20 protein-coding genes are annotated in these 17,835 nt (G+C 62.1%); 7 read left to right on the forward strand and 13 right to left on the reverse strand.

Annotated elements, in window-relative coordinates:
- Positions 1–24: 24 nt before the first annotated feature.
- The 6 genes from B5527_RS35660 to B5527_RS35685 form a co-directional block, all read right to left on the reverse strand.
- Positions 25–1,902 (reverse strand): feruloyl-CoA synthase, encoded by a 1,878-nt coding sequence (locus tag B5527_RS35660; RefSeq protein WP_079605672.1) that lies wholly within the window; start codon positions 1,900–1,902, stop codon positions 25–27.
- Position 1,903: 1 nt separating this feature from the next.
- Positions 1,904–2,707 (reverse strand): crotonase/enoyl-CoA hydratase family protein, encoded by an 804-nt coding sequence (locus B5527_RS35665; protein ID WP_079605673.1) that lies wholly within the window; start codon positions 2,705–2,707, stop codon positions 1,904–1,906.
- Positions 2,708–2,995: 288 nt separating this feature from the next.
- The gene (locus B5527_RS35670; RefSeq protein ID WP_079605674.1) at positions 2,996–3,457 is read right to left on the reverse strand and encodes a DUF3237 domain-containing protein; all 462 of its coding nucleotides are present in this window, start codon (positions 3,455–3,457) and stop codon (positions 2,996–2,998) included.
- 11 nt (positions 3,458–3,468) lie between these two features.
- Positions 3,469–4,785, reverse strand: a complete 1,317-nt coding sequence (locus B5527_RS35675; RefSeq protein ID WP_079605675.1) for a TRAP transporter large permease — start codon at positions 4,783–4,785, stop codon at positions 3,469–3,471.
- 1 nt (position 4,786) lies between these two features.
- On the reverse strand, positions 4,787–5,296 hold the full coding sequence (locus B5527_RS35680) for a TRAP transporter small permease (RefSeq protein ID WP_079605676.1): 510 nt from the start codon (positions 5,294–5,296) through the stop codon (positions 4,787–4,789).
- Between the two features lie 80 nt (positions 5,297–5,376).
- Entirely contained in the window at positions 5,377–6,393 is a 1,017-nt protein-coding gene (locus B5527_RS35685) for a TRAP transporter substrate-binding protein (protein ID WP_079607763.1), read from the reverse strand.
- Between the two features lie 138 nt (positions 6,394–6,531).
- Between B5527_RS35685 and pobA the strand changes: the two genes are divergently transcribed.
- On the forward strand, positions 6,532–7,701 hold the full coding sequence (gene pobA, locus B5527_RS35690) for a 4-hydroxybenzoate 3-monooxygenase (RefSeq protein ID WP_079605677.1): 1,170 nt from the start codon (positions 6,532–6,534) through the stop codon (positions 7,699–7,701).
- 254 nt (positions 7,702–7,955) lie between these two features.
- Positions 7,956–8,375: a PaaI family thioesterase gene (locus B5527_RS35695; protein WP_079605678.1), complete on the forward strand. Its 420-nt coding sequence runs from the start codon at positions 7,956–7,958 to the stop codon at positions 8,373–8,375.
- 114 nt (positions 8,376–8,489) lie between these two features.
- On the opposite strand, the gene B5527_RS35700 is transcribed toward B5527_RS35695, so the two are convergent.
- Positions 8,490–9,386, reverse strand: a complete 897-nt coding sequence (locus B5527_RS35700; protein ID WP_079605679.1) for a LysR family transcriptional regulator — start codon at positions 9,384–9,386, stop codon at positions 8,490–8,492.
- A gap of 128 nt (positions 9,387–9,514) precedes the next feature.
- On the opposite strand from B5527_RS35700, the gene B5527_RS35705 reads away from it, so the two are divergent.
- The gene (locus B5527_RS35705; RefSeq protein ID WP_079605680.1) at positions 9,515–10,171 is read left to right on the forward strand and encodes a pyridoxamine 5'-phosphate oxidase family protein; all 657 of its coding nucleotides are present in this window, start codon (positions 9,515–9,517) and stop codon (positions 10,169–10,171) included.
- A 3-nt stretch (positions 10,172–10,174) separates the two neighbouring features.
- Here the strand turns inward: B5527_RS35705 and B5527_RS35710 are convergent, their stop codons facing one another.
- Positions 10,175–10,903, reverse strand: coding sequence for a glutathione S-transferase C-terminal domain-containing protein (locus tag B5527_RS35710; RefSeq protein WP_079605681.1), 729 nt, complete (start codon positions 10,901–10,903; stop codon positions 10,175–10,177).
- Positions 10,904–11,120: 217 nt separating this feature from the next.
- Between B5527_RS35710 and B5527_RS35715 the strand changes: the two genes are divergently transcribed.
- Together B5527_RS35715 and B5527_RS35720 are read left to right on the forward strand one after the other, a co-directional pair.
- Positions 11,121–11,819: a helix-turn-helix transcriptional regulator gene (locus B5527_RS35715; RefSeq protein WP_079605682.1), complete on the forward strand. Its 699-nt coding sequence runs from the start codon at positions 11,121–11,123 to the stop codon at positions 11,817–11,819.
- 50 nt (positions 11,820–11,869) lie between these two features.
- Positions 11,870–12,190 (forward strand): YkgJ family cysteine cluster protein, encoded by a 321-nt coding sequence (locus B5527_RS35720; RefSeq protein ID WP_079605683.1) that lies wholly within the window; start codon positions 11,870–11,872, stop codon positions 12,188–12,190.
- Positions 12,191–12,251: 61 nt separating this feature from the next.
- On the opposite strand, the gene B5527_RS35725 is transcribed toward B5527_RS35720, so the two are convergent.
- Positions 12,252–12,644: a hypothetical protein gene (locus tag B5527_RS35725; protein ID WP_079607764.1), complete on the reverse strand. Its 393-nt coding sequence runs from the start codon at positions 12,642–12,644 to the stop codon at positions 12,252–12,254.
- Between the two features lie 122 nt (positions 12,645–12,766).
- A complete protein-coding gene (locus B5527_RS35730) occupies positions 12,767–13,648 on the reverse strand; it encodes a haloalkane dehalogenase (RefSeq protein ID WP_079607765.1) in 882 nt (293 codons plus the stop codon).
- Positions 13,649–13,821: 173 nt separating this feature from the next.
- Here B5527_RS35730 and B5527_RS44835 point away from each other — a divergent pair, with 173 nt between their 5' ends.
- Positions 13,822–13,986 carry a hypothetical protein gene (locus B5527_RS44835; RefSeq protein ID WP_154072696.1) on the forward strand — a complete coding sequence of 55 codons (165 nt, stop codon included), beginning with the start codon at positions 13,822–13,824 and terminating at the stop codon, positions 13,984–13,986.
- Here B5527_RS44835 and B5527_RS35735 read toward each other — a convergent pair.
- Positions 13,967–14,371 (reverse strand): DUF3307 domain-containing protein, encoded by a 405-nt coding sequence (locus B5527_RS35735; protein WP_079605684.1) that lies wholly within the window; start codon positions 14,369–14,371, stop codon positions 13,967–13,969. The two genes, B5527_RS44835 and B5527_RS35735, sit on opposite strands and share 20 nt — an antisense overlap.
- Positions 14,372–14,729: 358 nt before the next feature.
- On the opposite strand from B5527_RS35735, the gene B5527_RS35740 reads away from it, so the two are divergent.
- Positions 14,730–16,130 (forward strand): TAXI family TRAP transporter solute-binding subunit, encoded by a 1,401-nt coding sequence (locus tag B5527_RS35740; protein ID WP_079605685.1) that lies wholly within the window; start codon positions 14,730–14,732, stop codon positions 16,128–16,130.
- A 9-nt stretch (positions 16,131–16,139) separates the two neighbouring features.
- Here B5527_RS35740 and B5527_RS35745 read toward each other — a convergent pair whose 3' ends face one another.
- Positions 16,140–17,009, reverse strand: a complete 870-nt coding sequence (locus B5527_RS35745) for a DUF6537 domain-containing protein (RefSeq protein WP_425305045.1) — start codon at positions 17,007–17,009, stop codon at positions 16,140–16,142.
- A gap of 29 nt (positions 17,010–17,038) precedes the next feature.
- Positions 17,039–17,698 carry a Crp/Fnr family transcriptional regulator gene (locus B5527_RS35750; RefSeq protein ID WP_079607766.1) on the reverse strand — a complete coding sequence of 220 codons (660 nt, stop codon included), beginning with the start codon at positions 17,696–17,698 and terminating at the stop codon, positions 17,039–17,041.
- Positions 17,699–17,835 lie beyond the last annotated feature (137 nt).

Genomic DNA, 17,835 nt, shown 5'->3' on the forward strand with positions numbered 1-17,835 from the left:
CTGGCGAACTAATTTCGGCGTCGGCTAAAGCATTATCACGTGGGCGCCCGGTGTCGGCGAATAAAGCTCGTCGATGGCGCCGCTGCGATGATCCAGCACCGCGCGCTGATTGATCGAGCCCTTGTCGGTGACTTCGCCGCGGTCGATCGACAGCGGACTGTCGAGCAGGATCGCGCGCGTGATCCGTGTCGACGATCCCGTCGAGGTCGCCAGAAATCTTGTAAAGCGCTCGCGAAACGCATCACGAACCAGGCGATCGGCCGCCGCGGCCGCGAGGTCATCGGGCGGAAGCGCCGGATTGATCAGGCGGCAGCCGTCGAGATCGAGAATCACGATGGCCGATACCTCGTCGCGGTTGATGCCTGCTATCACCACGTCGCGCACCAGCGGCGCGTGGCCTGCGATAAATCGCGCGCGCAACGGACCGACGCTGACCCAGGTGCCGCTGGCGAGCTTGAAATCCTCGGCGATGCGGCCGTCGAAATCGAAGCCGGCGTGTAGATCGTCGGCATCGACGGGCTTGAGCGCGTCGCCGAATTTGTAGAAGCCTTCCTCGTCGAACGCTTTTGCCGTCAGTTCCGGCTGACGCCAATAGCCCGGCGTGACGTTCGGCCCTTTGGCACGGACCTCCAGCTTGCCGTTATTGGGGACGAGCTTGGCATCGTTGCCGGAGACGGGAAGCCCGACATGGCCGGAGCGGCTGGTGAGCGGATTGACCGACATGAAGAACGGCGCGGTTTCGGTGGCGCCGAGGCCGGTGAGCATGGGCACGCGATAGCCGGTTTCCAGTACCGAAAGTTCGTCGAGGCTGTTCCAGACATAGGGCGACAGCGCAGCACCCGAGAAGAACATGGCATGCAGCCGATGGAAGAATTTCGCGCGCAACGCCGTGTCGTCACGCAAGTGAGGCAGCAGCGATTCATAGCCCTTCGGCACGTTGAAATAGACCGTCGGCGAAATCTCGCGGAGATTGCGCACGCTCTCCTCGATGCCGCCGGGCATCGGCTTGCCCGCATCGAGATACATCGAGCCACCGTTAAACAGCGTCAGCCCTATATTGTGATTGCCGCCAAAGGTGTGATTCCACGGCAGCCAGTCGACGATGACGGGCGGCTCGTCCTTCAGGAACGACAAGGTTTCGCGGATCATCACCTGATTGGCAGAGATCATGCGCTGGGTGTTGATGACGGCCTTGGGATTGCCGGTCGAGCCCGAGGTGAGCAGGAATTTGGCGATGGTATCCGGGCCGATCGCGTCATGCGCCGCATCGAGGCCGGGATGCTCCGGCGTGGCCAGCAAATCGGCAAGCATCGTCACCTGGCGGCCGGGCACCGCGTCCCGCGAGACGACGATCTCGGTTTCACCGGACACATTGGCGGCGAGTGCATCGGCGAATTTGGCGGCATCGTCGGCGAATACCAGCCCCGGAGTGAGCAGGCCCATCAGATAGCGAAGCTTGCCGTAATCCTTTGACACCAGCGAATAGGCCGGCGACACCGGGCAGAACGGAATCCCCGCATAGAGCGCGCCGAACGCCATCAAGGCGTGGTCGATCGAATTGCCGGAGAGAATAACCACCGGCCGCTCGGCCGTTAGACCGCGCGCGAGCAGGCCCGAGGCAATGCGCCGGCTCGAGGTCAGCAATTGCGCGTAGGTGATCTGCCGCCAGCCACCGCTTTTATCGCGCTCCGCCATGAAGATGCGATGCGGTTCAACGCTCGCCCAATGGTGCAGACGATCGGTGAGACGAACCGGATAGTCGCCGAGCGCAACTTTCGGCCGGAGATAAACGGTGCCGTCGTCGCGACGATCGATGATGACGGCAGGATCGCCGAACGAAATTGGACGCAACGGCGCGCCGCTGCCTGCTGTCGGGACCGATATGTCGGGTTTTGCGCTCATGTCAGGCGGGCTTCACCTTGGCGGTCTTGCGATCGAGGAACGCGCGGATCCGCAGTTTGGCTTCCTTGTCGCTCTGCGCCACCGTTGCCATCAGCGATTCCATCAAAAGGCCGGTTTGCGGATTGGCCTCCGCGATCATCGGCAGCGCCTGCAGCACCGCGAAATTCGTCAGCGGCGCATTGTTCGCGACCTTGGCGGCGAGTTCCATCGCCTTTGCGAACGCGTGGCCTTCCTCGGTGAGGTATTGCGCAAAACCGTAGGACGCCCCCTCGGTCGCGGAATAGACCCGCCCCGTCAGCATCATATCGGTCATCCTGCTAACGCCGATCAGGCGCGGCAACCGCACCGATCCGCCGCCGCCGACGAAGATACCGCGCTGGCCCTCGGGCAGCGCGAAATACGCGCTCGGCTCGGCGACGCGAATATGCGCCGCACAGGCGAGTTCCAGCCCGCCGCCGATTACCGCGCCCTTGAGCGCGGCGATCACCGGCACACGGCTATATTGAATGCGGTCGAACACCCGGTGCCACATCTGCGAATGCCGCAGCCCGTCGGTGGCGTCGTGCTCGGTCAGTTCGGAGAGGTCGAGCCCGGAAGAAAAATGATCGCCGATGCCGTGAATCACCACGGCGCCTATGCCGTCGGGGATATCCGAGAAGCAATCCTGGATCGCCAGAATAATGCCGTCGTTGAGCGCGTTGCGCTTGGCCGGGCGGTTGAGGCCGACGGTCAGCACCGAGCCAATTTGCTCGATCTTGAGCAGCGCGGGTTGACCGGTGGTCGCGGCGGGTTCGGCGTTTCCCATGGGATCATTATGTCCTGATCAGAATAGTTATGTTTTATAACGAATTCAGGGGGAGTCAATAAGCGAGGTATCTGAGCGGGCTCGGTTTCTTACCCTCCCCTGGAGGGGGAGGGTCGGCTCGGCATCGCGCGAAGCAAGATGCGAGACGGGGTGGGGGTGACAGTTTCTCCCCTCGCGCACTGTTCGCGGGGAGAGACCGTCACCCCACCCCGCCGCGCGTTACACGCGCGTCGACCCAGAGAGCGAGCTTCGCTCGTCTCGACCCCTCCAGGGGAGGGTAAGAAAGAATCACAGCACCTGGTGCACGTCGACGACGACGCGGTCGGCGTGGCGGGCGGCCGATCCGATGAACAGGCTTTCCATCAGCCAGCGGTATTTTTCCGCACCGGTTTCGAATTTCGGCACGGTGCGGAAATAGATCAGCCTGGGATCGACCGGCTCGCCGCGCTTGAGCTGCAGCAATAGTTCGATCGGGCCGAAGCGAAGGCCCTTGTTCTCGACGTAGATCACCGCGCCGTCGTCGGTCTCGATCGCATATTTGGCTTCGAGCTCGATCAGCTCGTTAGGCCGGATGATCTGAAAGTCCGCGCCGAACGGGCACACCTTGCCATTCAGGTTCTCGCCGCGGACGTCGCCACCGGTAATCGGAATGATCCGGCGCACGCCAAAGCCGACGTCGCCGGCCGACGTCACGGCGCCGATATGGGCGGTGATGGTGAAGACATATCTGGTCGCAAGCTGCGGCGTCATGGGCAAAGGCTCTATCTCAGCATGTGCTGCGGCAGCCAGGTCGCCAGCAGCGGAAATGCGATCAGGATCACCAGGCGAATGAGATCGGTCACCACGAACGGGATCACGCCCTTGAAGATCGTGGCAAACGACACGTCCTTGACGACGCTTTTGATGACGAAGACATTCATTCCGACCGGCGGATGAATCAAGCCCAGTTCCACCGTCATCACGATGATCACGCCGAACCAGATCGGGTCGAAGCCGAGATGGGAGATCACCGGAAAGACGATCGGCACCGTCAGGATGATCATGGCCATCGCGTCCATCAGGCAGCCGAGCACCAGATACATCAGCATGATGAGGGCGAGCACGCCGTAGCTGCCGAGGCCGAGGCCGGTGAGAAATTCCGTCACCTTTTGCGGGGTCTGCGTCACCGTGAGGAAATATCCGAAGATCAAGGCGCCGATCAGCACCGTGAACACGGCGGCGGCGGTGCGGGTCGCCTGCAGCAGCGAGGCCAGGATCTTTTCCTTGTCCAGCCGTCCGGTGACCACACCGATCAGGAACGCGCCGCTCGCGCCGACGCCGCCGGCTTCGGTCGGGGTGAAGCGCGGCAGGAACGGCAGGCCGTAAAGTCCGCCAATGACGAACACGAACAGCAGCACCGGCGCCCAGATATCCTTGAGCCCGGCGAACCGCTCGCGCCACGTGGTGTACTGGCCTTTCGGCAGGAAGCCCGGCCGGAAATAACCGATCAGCGTGATCGTGATCATGTACATGGTCATGGCGAGAATGCCGGGAATGATGCCGGCCATGAACAGCTTGCCGATGTCCTGCTCGGTGATAATGCCGTACACCGCCAGCACCGTGGATGGCGGCAGCATCGCGCCCAGCGTCCCGCCGGCGGCGATCACGCCGGTGGCGAAGGATTGCGGATAGCCGAAGCGGCGCATTTCCGGATAGGCCACCGCCGAAAACGTCGCGGCGGTCGCCACCGACGAGCCGCAGATCGCGGCAAAGCCGCCGCAGGCGGCGACGGTGGCAATGCCCAGCCCGCCGCGCAGATGCCCGACGAAGCCGTTGGCGGCACGAAACAGTTCGCGGCTCATGCCGGAATTGCTGACGAAGGTCCCCATCAGCAGGAACATCGGAATCACGCCGAAGGTATAGTCGGTGACCGTGCGCATCGAGGTCTGGCCGACCAGTTTGAGCGCCGGCGAAAAGCCGACCAGATAACCGAAGCCGGAGACGCCGACGAGGCCCATCGCCATGCCCACCGGCACACGCAGCAGCATCAGCGCAAACAGCGCGATGAATCCGAGGACAGCGACGGCGTCGGTGCTCATTCTATTCCGTGCCCTTGACCTTGGGGTCGTGCATCAAATCCGGATCAAAAATCAGGCGGTAGGTGCGGATCGCGATCAAGAGCACCGCGGAGACGTCGCCGGCCCACGCGACCGCGAAAAACGGCCAGGTCGGCATATGCATGTCGAAGGTGAGAACATTGTCGTTATAGGTGCCGCGGACCTTGTCGAACAAAGTCCAGGTCTGCACCGTCACCACGAACAGCAGCACCAGCGTCGCAAACACGTCGATCATGCGCTGGTATTTCGGACCGACATTGGCCCAGACCAGATCGACGGTGATGTGGGTGCCGCGATAGCTGGTGGCGGCGATGCCCCAGAAGATCAGGATGCCTAGCATCATGCGCCCGATATCGAAGGAATCCGGGATCGAATAATTGAAGATATTGCGCAGGAGCACCGCGACAAAGATGTTGGCGGCGACGAGGCCGACAAATCCGGCCGCGATCCATTCGATCGTGTCGATGAAACGGTCCATATAGGCGCGCTTCATGTCCGCTCCACGGGGCCCTGGGATTGCAGGAAGACACGGCGGCAGGAATATCCCGCCGCCGTGTGGGCTGGTGTCAGGCTTTACTGCGCCAACGCGTTGTATTTGGCGAGATCGGCGCGAAGTTCGGCCATTGCCGCGTCCGGATCGACACCGGCTTTCTTGACATTGTCGGCCCAGGATTTGACCAGCGGCTCGGCGGCCTTTTTCCACAGCGCCGTCTGCTCCGGCGTCAGCTTGTAGACTTCCTGGCCCGGCTCGGCCCTCACCTTGTCGAGACCGGCGTCTTCGAACTTGCCCCAGGGCTCGCCGACGCGGCCGGCGGCCTCGGTATTGCAGTTGTCGTCAACGGCCTTTTTCTGGCGGTCGGACATCTGGTTGTAGACGTCCTTGTTCATCACAAAGGCGAAGGTGGTGACATAGAGCGGCGCGTCCATGTGATATTTCGTCACCTTGTCGACGCCGAACAGCACCAGCGATCCCGCCGGGAAGGTGACGCCGTCGGCGACGCCGCGCTCGATGATGTCGCGCACTTCCGGCGCCGAGGACTGCACGTTGGTGCCGCCGAGCAGCGTCACGAAATTCGCGATGGTGGCGTCGGCGGGACGGATCTTGAGGCCCTTGACGTCGTCGGGCACCACGATCTTCTTGGTGCGCATGTGGAACGACGACGGCGAATGGATGAAGGCGAGGCAGAACTTGACGTCCTTCATCTCCTTCTCGGCATATTTCCGGTACCAGGCGTCGAGCCCCATCGAGCCGCCCTTGGCGCTCGACATCAGGAACGGCAGCTCGCCGGCGCCGATGATCGGGAAACGGCCGGGCTGATAGCCCGGATTGATGTAGGTGACGTCGGCGATGCCGTCGCGCGCCATGTCGTAATGGTCGAACGCTTTGCCGAGCTGCTGGGCGGGATAGACCTTGTAGTGGATCGTACCGCCGGATTCCTTTTCGACCGCGGCGCCCCAGTCTTCCAGCGCCTTTTGCAGCGGATGCGACGCCGGCACCCAGTGCGACAATTTCAGATCGAAGGTCTTTTCCTGCGCGAACGCAGGCGTCACGCTGGCGGCCAGCAGCAGCGCCAAGAACGTTTTCCTCATCGACATCGTCTCCCTCCTGAAATCCGGGCTTCAATTGCCCTTTGCGGACATTGTTATATGATATAATTATCATTGCAAGCACGGGCGGCCTCGCCCGCGGCGCTTCGTTCAAGCCTATAATATCGGAGGGAGCAAGTATTGCGGACAAAAGTAGCAATCATTGGCGCGGGGCCGGCGGGGTTGCTGCTGGGACAGCTGCTTCACGCTTACGGAATCGACAACGTCATTCTGGAACGCCAGACGCCGGACTACGTGCTCGGCCGGATTCGCGCCGGCCTGCTTGAAGAGGGAACGGTGGCGCTGCTCGATGAAGTGGGCGCCGGGGCGCGTGCGCACCGCGAAGGCCTGGTCCATGACGGTATCGAGCTCGCCTTCGGCGGGGCGCGCCATCGCATCGACATGAAGGCGGCCACCGGCAAGACCATGATGATCTACGGCCAGACCGAAGTGACGCTCGACCTGATGAACGCGCGCAAGGCGACTGGTCTGACCACGGTTTATGAAGCCACTGAGGTCAAACCGCACGATTTCGATACCGATCAGCCGCGCGTGTCCTACGTCAAGGACGGCACCACTCATGAGATCGCCTGCGATTTCATCGCCGGTTGCGACGGATTCCACGGCGTCAGCCGCGCCAGCGTCAAGCCACAGGCGATCGAAACCTTCGAACGGGTCTATCCGTTCGGCTGGCTCGGGATCCTGTCGGAGACGCCGCCGGTCAGCCACGAACTGATCTACACCAACCACGCCAGGGGATTTGCGCTGTGCACCATGCGTTCGATGCACCGCAGCCGTTATTACGTGCAATGTCCGCTCGACGATCACATCGATCAATGGCCGGATGACCGGTTCTGGGATGAATTGAAGCGGCGGCTGGATCAAAAGGCGGTCGACAACCTCGTCACCGGGCCTTCGATCGAAAAAAGCATCGCGCCCTTGCGCAGTTTCGTCGCCGAGCCGATGCGGTTCGGGCGGATGTTTTTGGCGGGCGACGCCGCGCACATCGTGCCGCCGACCGGCGCCAAGGGGCTCAACCTCGCCGCCAGCGACGTGCATTTCCTCGCGCAGGCGTTGCGCGAATATTACGACGAGAAATCCTCCGCCGGGATCGACGGCTACTCCGCCAGAGCGCTGGCCCGGGTCTGGAAGGCGGTGCGGTTCTCGTGGTGGATGACCTCGATGATGCACCGGTTTCCCGACACCGAAGGTTTTGGCGGACGAATTCAGCTGGCTGAACTCAATTATCTCGTCAGTTCGCAAGCGGCGACGACATCGCTGTCGGAAAATTATGTGGGCTTGCCATATTAGCCTTACCCTCCGTCGGCCAAGGCCTTTCGTAGTCCTGCATTAGACCCTCATGGTGAGGAGGCGCTCTTGCGCCGTCTCGAACCATGAGGCCCGCGCGGCCCATCCTTCGAGACGCGCGCAAACGCGCGCTCCTCAGGATGAGGGCCGAGCCTGTTGCCACGCGTTTCAAACACCCGCGCAAATCTCGTTTAAAACTTTGTAGGCCGTGCATTTCGCAACGGAACCGCGTTCAATAGCGGCATGGAGCACCGCGCATGACCGCTACCCATATCCCCGCCGGTTTCGAGCGCCAGTCCCGGCGCAGTCCGCTGACCGATCCGTGGGAGCCGATCTACTCGAAGCAAACACCTGACGCCATCATCCTGGGACTTCGGCTGGCCACGCCGCACACCAATGCGCGCGGGTTCGTCCATGGCGGTCTGATTGCAGCGCTGGCCGATAAAGCCATGGGGCACAGCTGCGGTCACAAGATGCGCGGCGCCTATTCGCTGGTGACGGTCAGCATGTCGATCGATTTCATCAGCAGCGGCCAGATCGGGCAGTGGCTCACGGTCGAGACCGACGTGATCAAGACCGGCAGCACGATCTGCTTCGCGCAATGTGTCGTAAGGGCCGACGATGCCGTCATCGCCCGCGCCAACGCGACATTTCGGGTGGTGACGAAGAAGGAATAGCGTTCGTCATTCCGGGGCGCGAGTGAAACGAGCGAACCTCAGATGTGCAACTGCACATCGGGGAATCCTTGGATTCCGGGTTCGCCGCTGCGCGTCGCCCCGGAACGACGGCATTTATTTGCCAAAATGCCAGTCGCTGATCTCGATCACCAGATCGATGAACGCGCGCACCTTGGCCGACAACAGCCGCGATGTCGGGTAGACGATGTGGATCGGCAGCGGCGGCGGTTCGAATTTCGCCAGCACGATCTTGAGCCGGCCGGCCTTGATCGCAGCCGCTGCCTGATAGGCCAGCACCCGGGTCAGGCCGCCGTCCTGCTCGGCATATTGGATCGCGGCGTCGGCGCTGTTGGTGGTAAGCCGCGGCGTGCAGATCATGCTGACCTCGCGGCCATCCTCGACAAAACGCCAATCCGGCGACGCGGCGATGGCGCCGAACTGTATGGTTGCATGCGATGCGATCGCCTTTGGCGTCTTCGGCTCGCCGTGCTGTCTCAGGTATTCGTTGGAGGCCACCACGATCCGCCGCATCTCGCCGACATGGCGGGCCACCAGGCTGGAATCGGCGAGGTGCCCGATTCGGATTGCGAGATCGACGCCGTCCTCGACCAGGTTGATCATGCGATCCGACAACCGCAATTCGCCCGAAACCTCGGGATAGCGTTTCAAATACGCCGACATCACCGGACTGACATGCAGGCGTCCGAATCCAACAGGTGCCGAGACCGCCAGCCGCCCGCTCGGCCGCGTGCGTTCGCCCTCGGCCGAGCTTTCGGCTTCCTCGACGTCGCTGAGAATGCGCCGGACGCGCTCCAGGTAGCGCGCGCCGACATCGGTCAGCGTCACCGACCGCGTGGTTCGCTGCAACAGCCGCGCGCCGAGACGATCCTCCAGCGCCGCAATCAGCCGCGTCACCCCTGACGGCGACAGCCCAAGTTTGCGGGCGGCCGGCGCAAATCCCTTGAGGTCGGCCACCGCGACAAAGGCCTGCATGGCATCGATACGATCCATGGCATTATTTCATATGTTGCAATGATGAAGTGTCAATGCGCCGGATTGCTTAAATTTCGAAAGGGCCCAGTTTACCGTGTGAAGAGGCGCGCGGCGGCGCGGCGGACGAACTTCCAGAGGAGTTTGCGATGTCAGACATTCACACCTATTCAAGCGACGTCGCGTTCACCCCGGCGGTGAAGGCCATTCAGTCCCGCAAGGGATCGCGCGACGCGTATGCCCGCGCCGAGGAGCGCGGCGGCTGGCGCACCGAGATCGACGAGGACCTGTCGGCGTTTCTCGCCGGCCAGGACAGCATGTTCCTGGCAACTGCGACCGCGCACGGACAGCCCTATATCCAGCACCGCGGCGGGCCGAAAGGCTTCGTCAAGGTGCTGGACAAGAACACGCTGGCGTTCGCCGATTACAGCGGCAACCGGCAATACATCACCCAGGGCAACCTGTCCGAAAACCCGAGGGCCAACATCTTCCTGATCGACTATGCGCATCGCCGCCGCGTCAAGATCTGGGGCGAGGCGCGCGTGGTCGATGACGATCCGGCGCTGATGCAATCGCTGATGCAGAAGGGATACCGCGCGCGGCCCGAGCAGGTGATCCTGTTCAAAATTTCGGCGTGGGACACCAACTGCCCGCAACATATCCCGCAAAAATTCGACGCCGCCGATGTCGCCGCGGCGCTGGCTTCGCGCGACGTGCGGATCGCGGAACTGGAGGCGGAGCTGGCCCGGCTGTCAGGTACAGCACAAGCCGCTCCGGCTCCGCAGCAAGTTTCAGTGCAGTCGTAAGACTCAGGCCGCCTGTCGAACCGAGGTCCAGGCAAAGTCGGGATAATACTGCAGCATCATGCGGCTGACATAGTCCGTGAGATTCTGGAACCGTTCGGTACGCTCGCGCAGTTGCGAAGTGAAGAACGGGGTCAGGATGCCGGCCAGCATGCCGAACGCGGTGGCATCGGTCCCGCAGGGCGCACCGCCCATCAGATACGGCTTGTCGCCAAGCTGGACCGACAGCGCGAACAGCGAACGCATGGCGAGGTCGACGTCCTCGTCCGGCGCGTGGCGGCCAAGGCCGCTCAACAGATAATTCTCGGCAACGCGGAACTGGGCGTCCTCGCGAAGTTTTTCGCGCAGATGCTCGGGCGCGCCGTCGAACAGATGCGACGGCCCCTTGGCAAAGTTATCGGCATCGACCCAGCGCGAGCCGATCAGCGCCGAATGGACGTGGTGTTCGATCATTCGTTCGAACGCCCAGGCCTGGGCGCGGTCCTGCAGGCTGAGCGGTGCATCGAAGTCGAAACCGTATTTGCCTTCAATATGCGCGCGAATGAAGGTGGAATCGGCAATGCGTTCTGCTTCGTCGGCGATATAAGGCAGTTGGCCCTTGGGAGAGGCCGGAGGCATCGCCCGCTCCTTGCGATAGGCAAGACCGGCCATCTTCAGCTGGACTTCGGTCTTGGTCACAAAAGGGCTGATTTCCGGCAAGCCGAAGCCGGGGCCAAAGCCATAGAGGGTAATCATGTGGGCGCTCCCGATTTTCTGAACAGGCGCTTCAGGCTAGCCATCCCCTGCTGCCACCGTGGTGTCAGCAGCGGCGACATCGTTGTCCAGAGTTCGAGGCCGTACAGAATCATCATGGACAAAATCCTCATGCTTGAAGTGTTGTCCCGATATACTGCTCCCCTGCTGCCAATAGGCTGTCAGCATCCGCGAGCCGCCGCCTGAAAAGAGACGCCCCATGAGACGAGCCGACCGGCTGTTCCAGATCATTCAAGTGCTCCGGCGCACGCGGAAGCCACTGACGGCAGACGCGATCGCAGCCGAGCTGGAGACCTCGAAGCGGACGATTTACCGCGACATCGCCACGCTGATCGGACAGCGCGTGCCGATCCGCGGCGAGGCCGGAATGGGTTATATTCTGGAAAAGGGATTTGACCTGCCGCCGCTGATGCTCACCCCCGATGAGATCGAAGCGGCCGTGCTCGGCGCGCAATGGGTCGCCGGCCATACGGATGCAACTTTGTCCCGCGCCGCTCAGGACCTGATCGCGAAAATCGCCGACACCGTCCCTGAACGCCTGAGACCTTTTGTGCTTGAACCCGCCAGCCGTGCCCGCCCAGGCTGGAACAAGGAGCCTGACCGCATCGACATGGCGCGGACCCGCGCGCAGATTCACGAAGGCAAGAAGATCGCGCTGCGCTATCGCGACGAGCATGGCCGCGACAGCGAACGCACGATCTGGCCGGTCGCCATCGGCTATCTTGAAGCCGTGCGGCTATTGGCGGCATGGTGCGAGCTGCGCAGGGATTTTCGCAGCTTTCGGACCGACCGCGTCGTCGACGCCATCTATCTCGACGAAAAATATCCGGAGCGGCGGGACTTGCTCCGAGCGAAATGGCGAAGAAGCGTGATCTGGGAACAACCGAGCGATACCTGATGTGTGCAGGGCAGCTAGCCGATCGGCCCGTTCCGCGCTAGAGGGAAGGCATGGAGACCAGCGAGCCAGCCATAGATGTCGAAAGCCCCTGCCAGGCCTGTGGTGCGTGTTGTTCATATTCGTCGAACTGGCCGCGCTTCACGACCGAGGATGACGCGGCGCTTGATTTGATTCCGGAAAAGTTCGTCAACGAAAAACTTTCGGGAATGCGCTGCGACGGTGAGCGGTGTTCGGCACTTTCAGGCAAGGTCGGCGTGGCGACGTCCTGCGGCATCTACGCGGTGCGACCTGAAGTCTGCCGGACCTGCGTGCCTGGCGATCCTGAATGCGAAATGGCGCGAAAACGGCACGGGTTACCCGCGCTCATCTAACTCTGTCGTCCCGGCCAAGCTTTTAGATTCCCCGAATCCGCGGGGATGACGCGTGGAGAGGTCAAGCCGTCACGGCTTCCGCAAAATCTTCGTCGAGTTCGTCCTCGACCGGCGAAAATGTGCTGAGCGGCTTGGTCGACAGCGTGATCGGCTTGCGGTTGCTGTACGACGGCGTGGAGCGCGCCGGTTCGCGCGACAGCGTGTAAAGCGTGGAACCGACGCGTCCGCCCAATTGCATCAGTTCGCGCTCGCTGCAGCTTGCCGCGATCGAGAGCGCCAGCGAGTGCAGATGGCTTCTGCGATAGCAGAACAGCGCCAGCATGGCCCGGACTTCGGAAGAAACGCTCTCCACCAGTCGCGACAGGCCATTTTCGTTGGCGCGGTACATTTCGCCGAGCAATTCTTCCCGGACCGGGCAGAAGTCGTTCTCGAACGCATCGCGGCTTGAAAACATTTGCATATCCCCCAACCCGCAGAATGCAGTGCAACTCTCTAACGAAAGGTTAACCACGGTACCCAGTAGTCACCCGGGTGACCTTGATGGATGCCAGCGAATCGGAGCGGTTCCGATTCGGGTCAGATCGAGTTTGCCTTGATCCAGTCGGCCACCGCCCGGCCGATCGCTGGCCCGGAATCCTCCTGGATGAAATGCGAGCCCGATACGGTGACTTCGGTCTGGTTTTTCCAGTTTCGGCAGAAGTCCCTGACAGCACCTATCAAAATTGCGCCGGGTTCGGCATTAACAAACAGTTTTGGAATATCGCTCGCTGCCATCCATTGCGAATAGTCCGTGACGATCTGCACCACGTCGTCAGGTTCGCCCGCGATCGGAATCTGCCGCGGCCACGTCAGCGTCGGCCAGCGGTCCTCGGGCTTTGCAAAGGGGCGGCGATATTCCGCCATCTCGGCCTCGGTTAGCTTTCGCAGCACCGACCCCGGCAGCACCCGTTCGACGAACATGTTGCGGTCGAGGATCATCACCTCGCCCTTGTCGGAGCGAAACCCCTGGAAGATCGGCGTTGCCGACGGGCTCCATTCGTCCCAGGAGGCGACCGGCCGCACGATCGCTTCCATATAGGCAATGCCGCGGATACGGTCGCGGTGATGGTTGGCCCAGTCGAAACCGAGCGCCGAGCCCCAGTCATGCACCACCAGCACGATGGGTTCCGTGGCCCCGATGACCGCATCGATGAAAGCGCCGAGATATCTGCGGTGGGTCGTGAACCGGTAGGTGTCGGCACCCGGATTCGGCAGTTTGGCGGAATCGCCCATGCCGATCAGATCCGGTGCGATCAGCCGGCCGCAGCCCTCCAGTTCGGGGATGACGTCGCGCCAGAGATAGGACGAGGTCGGATTGCCGTGCAGCAGCAACACCGGCGCGCCCTCGCCGCGCTCGTGATAGGCCATGGAGCTATCCAGCACATCGGCAGTCTTCTTTGTGAGCGGTTGTTCCGTCATGGTTTCATGCCTCCACAATCGAACCAACATGCCGCGCGACGGCGCCGGACGCAAATCAATGCCACGATCCTTCACGATGCGCGCCCGCAACTGACGGTGTGGGTCGATCCGCAGACTCAGCCAGCGCGGCGTCGGCGCCGCGCCGGGTCGGCTGCGCAACTCTGGATTGCTTCGTGCTCGGCGTCGGCCGCGTCTATCTGTGCGTGTGGCCCGAGCGTTCGGGTTTTTACGAAAGACCGGGCGGGATCCCGATCGAGCGGGACGTCGGGGAGCGCCATCCGAGCGCGTTCATCCGGGATGCGATCCCCGAAACGAAGATCAACCGTTCGCCGCCATGAAGATCGATAGCGCAAAACCGGTGAGATGGTGCAGCGCCTGGTCGATGCCGATCAGCCACCAGAACCATTGATGCTCCGGCGTCACGCCGAAGTTGGAAACGCAAAATCCCTTGGCGCGGTCGACCGTGATGTGAATCGCAAAATCGATCAGGGCGACGAACCAGAACCGCGGCGCGACAATCAGGATCAGCACCATCGCAACCGCAAGGTGTATCAGACAATGAACCAGGAGCGGCAGCGCCCAGCCGGTCTTTTGGTCCTTGCCGTGAGCCATCCAGGAATTTTGCAGGAAAAAATCCGCAACGACATGCTTGGCGGTCAGCAGCAGCATCCAGCCGACGAGCGCACCAACCGGAACCGACGAGGATAAGGTAGGAAACAACAATGCGGACGCCCTTCGCTGGGACTGATTTTGAATGGCACAATTGAAATTCAGGCGATCAGCGCAATTCCTCAACCCGAACAATTCAAAGGGTGTCGGTCATTTATGACACCTCCCGGGCCAGAATGCACCTCCAGCGAACCCGAAAAACATCAGGTGTGGCCGAACTGCGATAGCCCGGCGAACCGATCCAGGCGTGCCCGGTAAGGTTACCGAAAGACCCGGATTTGCATTCCGCCAGCAGGCGGATATCATGCTTAAACCTGAAAATTATAGTTCTTTTTTAGATATTTGCGATCTCGTCAGACGATCCTTTTCGAGCCGGTCAGGCCGCGAAGCGCCCCGGCGGCGGGTTTGAGCCATGAGCGCTGAAGTGCCAACACCGCAACCGGAGAAGCCGCCCGCGCGTTCGCGGGTTGTGCGAAGCAACCGGCGGCAAGTGCTGCTGTTCGCCGCGCTGACCGTGATCCTGACGGTCGCGACGGTATGGGGTGGCCGCATCTGGCTCAGGAATTCCGAGACGTTGATCTTCGCCGTCGGGGATGGCAACGGCGTGGAGGCCCGTTTTGCCGCCAGGCTCGCCGCCGTGCTCAACAACACCAATTCGCGGCTGCGGCTCAAGATCGTACCCAGTGGCGACAGCACCAAGGCGCTGGCAGAGTTCGATCGCAGGCAGGCCGACCTTGCCGTGCTGCGCACCGACACCAAAGTCCCGCCCCGCGCCCGTGCGCTGGCGATCCTGGAACACGATGTGCTGCTGCTGATCAGCCCCGGCAGCAAAAAGATCAAATCGCTCGCCGACCTGAAGAAGCGGAAAATTGCGGTTTTGGCCGACGGCGACAACAGCGCCGCGTTCGTCCGCAATCTGCTGGAAATCTCGGACAGCTCCGACGCTGCCTCGCGGGTCCAGATGGCGCCGCCGGATTCGACGCTCGACAAATTGTTTGCGTCGGGCGGCTATGGCGCCGTGATCGCGATTGCGCACGCCTCCACGATCGTCAAGGACAAGCGTTTTGAGCAATATGCCAAGCGCGGCGGATTTACCCTGAACGCGATCGATGAGTCGAAAGCGCTGGCGCGGAGAAATCCCGGCATTTCGGAGGAAACGCTGGCGACGGGCGTGCTGTCCTCCTCCCCTGCGCTTCCCGACGACGATCTCGATACCATCGGACTGCAATGGCTTCTGGTCACGCAATCCAGGATGTCATCGACCACCGCGGGCGATCTTGCCCGCACCATCTACGAGAACAAGGCGGAGCTTGCGCTGGAAGATGGCTTCGCCTCCAGGATCGAACCGGCTGACACCGACAAGGACGCCTTCGTCGTCGCGCACCCGGGAGCGGCGGAATACATCAATGACGAAACCAAGTCGTTCATGGACCGCTACAGCGACCTTTTATATCTCGGCGCGGCAGCGCTCAGCGTTATCGGTTCGATTTTTGCCGGGATCTACACCAAGGTCACCCGCATTGCGCCGGAGAAAGCCAGCGAACTCGCGACCGCCATTCTCGACATCGGCGAGCGGATGGAACACGCCACTTCGCAGGATGCGCTCGACGCGTTGCAGGACGAACTCGAAGCCATCCTGCGCGGCGCGGTGATCGGACTGCGCGACGGCACCATCTCGAGCGACGGGCTGGATACGTTCAAGCTCGGCTATGAATTCGTCCGCGACGAGATCGCCATGCGGCGCGAGAGCCTGAAGCGCCGCGCCGGCCATGACGACAATGTGGTCATCGTCAAGACCGCGCAAAGCGCGTAGCCTTAAACTCTAACCCGCCGCCGCGTTCGCGCCGGCACCGAGTGCCCGCGCCCTGATCTCGGCGATGGTGCGCTTGAGCGCGACTTGGCGGGGATCGGGCATCGCGGCGGCGCGCGCCTCCGCGACGGCGCCGGCAAGATCGGCCAGCGGCAGCACGCCGTCGAAGGTCGGCTTGGCAAGGCCATCGATAATGGCATGCCAGTCCGCGAGGCCCTGGCGATAGACGTCGCCGTAGCCTCGAATCATATCAGCGGTCTGCACGATGGCGGACGCGGACTTTGGCTGCTTGGTCAGGCTGCGGTCGATCATGTGCAGCCAGCGTTCGACCCAGACCCGCTCCTTGGCATAGCGCACCGACAGCCGCCGCCATCGCCGCAAGCCCGCCTCGGCCTTCAGCCGGCGAATGCCCCACCGGTTTTTTGCACTGAAGCGGATCGAGATCGGCATGTGCGTCCAACCCATCCATTCCAGCACGTCCAGCACTGGGTCTGCGACAACAGCGGGGAGCGCACCGATCAGTTCATCAACCCGGAATTTGGCGATATTGTCGGTGGATCGAGCCAGCGGTTGGCCGCCCCCGACCTCGAATTCGGCGAGCTTCAACTGTGCGATCCGGATCGGATCCTCGTAGCTCATGCGCAGCGCCATCAGGCGCGCGATTTCACCGACCATCGCGTCATCGACTCCGCGACGTCCGACGAACCGCCGCACCCGGTTGACATAAAGCTGCGCATAACTGGGGCCCTGATAGTCGATCAGCCGGTGGATGCCGTCGCTGACGGTCGCCGCAGCGCCGGTGGGCAGACCGTCGGGCAGCAACGGCGGCGCGGCGTCGTCCTCGCCGATGAAATCGGCGAACAGATAGCGCAGCGAGGACATGACGCTTCCCACTTCCGCGCTCCCGGCCCTTAAGCGGGGTTCGGCGCAGCGGAGGCTGGGGCCGCCTGCTGCGCCAGCCGCTGCTCCAGCGTTCCGATGTTCTGAAACAGCCGGGCGCTGGCGAGGCGAAGAAAGTAAAACCCGAAGGCCGGATTCTGCACGTAGAGTTCCTCGACCTTGGTGTAGCTGACACTCAGGATCACACCGGCTTCGACGCATTCCAGCGTCTGGGTCCGCACGTTCGACGGCGACAGCATGCCGAGTTCACCGACAATGGCGCCGACCGGCAGCTCGATGCCCGATTCGACCAGCTTGAAGCGGCCGCTGACGATGTAGAGCATCTCCTCGGCCTTCTCGTCCTTGTAAAACAGCACCTCGCCGGCTTCGCATTTGCGCTCGGTCATGAACGGCTTCAGCCATTCCATCGACAGGTCGCTGTTGACCGATTTTTTGACGTCGCGCACCAACTGCAACATCTGGTGCAGCCGATACGAATTGAGCACCAGCAGCACCGAATGCACCAGCGCGGTCGGGTAATTATGGGTTGGAATCGAAGTCGCGATCAGGACGATGTTGGTGAGAATGCCGAAGATCCGCAACGGGATCATGGTCCGCATCGTCGCGGTCGCAACGACGAAAATCGATGCGAACAGAGTGCCGGCATGTTCCGCTAAATGTGATGTATCCATGAGGAGCCAACCGATTTTCCAGAGTGAATAATTCGCGGGGGTCGTGTTGCGGCGCTCGCCCGTCATCATAATGTCCGCGGGAGCTTTTGATATATGGGGAAAAAGCGGCGTTTTGTCCGGATTTGGGCCAATCCCGG

The organism is Bradyrhizobium erythrophlei (assembly GCF_900129425.1).
Lineage (GTDB): Bacteria > Pseudomonadota > Alphaproteobacteria > Rhizobiales > Xanthobacteraceae > Bradyrhizobium > Bradyrhizobium erythrophlei_C.

What these genes read in the sequence shown, in the direction of transcription:
- B5527_RS35660 (WP_079605672.1), bottom strand. Translation starts at nt 1,902, where the DNA reads ATGAGCGCAAAACCCGACATATCGGTCCCGACAGCAGGCAGCGGCGCG.
- B5527_RS35665 (WP_079605673.1), bottom strand. Translation starts at nt 2,707, where the DNA reads ATGGGAAACGCCGAACCCGCCGCGACCACCGGTCAACCCGCGCTGCTC.
- B5527_RS35670 (WP_079605674.1), bottom strand. Translation starts at nt 3,457, where the DNA reads ATGACGCCGCAGCTTGCGACCAGATATGTCTTCACCATCACCGCCCAT.
- B5527_RS35675 (WP_079605675.1), bottom strand. Translation starts at nt 4,785, where the DNA reads ATGAGCACCGACGCCGTCGCTGTCCTCGGATTCATCGCGCTGTTTGCG.
- B5527_RS35680 (WP_079605676.1), bottom strand. Translation starts at nt 5,296, where the DNA reads ATGAAGCGCGCCTATATGGACCGTTTCATCGACACGATCGAATGGATC.
- B5527_RS35685 (WP_079607763.1), bottom strand. Translation starts at nt 6,393, where the DNA reads ATGAGGAAAACGTTCTTGGCGCTGCTGCTGGCCGCCAGCGTGACGCCT.
- B5527_RS35695 (WP_079605678.1), top strand. Translation starts at nt 7,956, where the DNA reads ATGACCGCTACCCATATCCCCGCCGGTTTCGAGCGCCAGTCCCGGCGC.
- B5527_RS35700 (WP_079605679.1), bottom strand. Translation starts at nt 9,386, where the DNA reads ATGGATCGTATCGATGCCATGCAGGCCTTTGTCGCGGTGGCCGACCTC.
- B5527_RS35705 (WP_079605680.1), top strand. Translation starts at nt 9,515, where the DNA reads ATGTCAGACATTCACACCTATTCAAGCGACGTCGCGTTCACCCCGGCG.
- B5527_RS35710 (WP_079605681.1), bottom strand. Translation starts at nt 10,903, where the DNA reads ATGATTACCCTCTATGGCTTTGGCCCCGGCTTCGGCTTGCCGGAAATC.
- B5527_RS35715 (WP_079605682.1), top strand. Translation starts at nt 11,121, where the DNA reads ATGAGACGAGCCGACCGGCTGTTCCAGATCATTCAAGTGCTCCGGCGC.
- B5527_RS35720 (WP_079605683.1), top strand. Translation starts at nt 11,870, where the DNA reads ATGGAGACCAGCGAGCCAGCCATAGATGTCGAAAGCCCCTGCCAGGCC.
- B5527_RS35725 (WP_079607764.1), bottom strand. Translation starts at nt 12,644, where the DNA reads ATGTTTTCAAGCCGCGATGCGTTCGAGAACGACTTCTGCCCGGTCCGG.
- B5527_RS35730 (WP_079607765.1), bottom strand. Translation starts at nt 13,648, where the DNA reads ATGACGGAACAACCGCTCACAAAGAAGACTGCCGATGTGCTGGATAGC.
- B5527_RS35740 (WP_079605685.1), top strand. Translation starts at nt 14,730, where the DNA reads ATGAGCGCTGAAGTGCCAACACCGCAACCGGAGAAGCCGCCCGCGCGT.
- B5527_RS35745 (WP_425305045.1), bottom strand. Translation starts at nt 17,009, where the DNA reads ATGTCCTCGCTGCGCTATCTGTTCGCCGATTTCATCGGCGAGGACGAC.
- B5527_RS35750 (WP_079607766.1), bottom strand. Translation starts at nt 17,698, where the DNA reads ATGGATACATCACATTTAGCGGAACATGCCGGCACTCTGTTCGCATCG.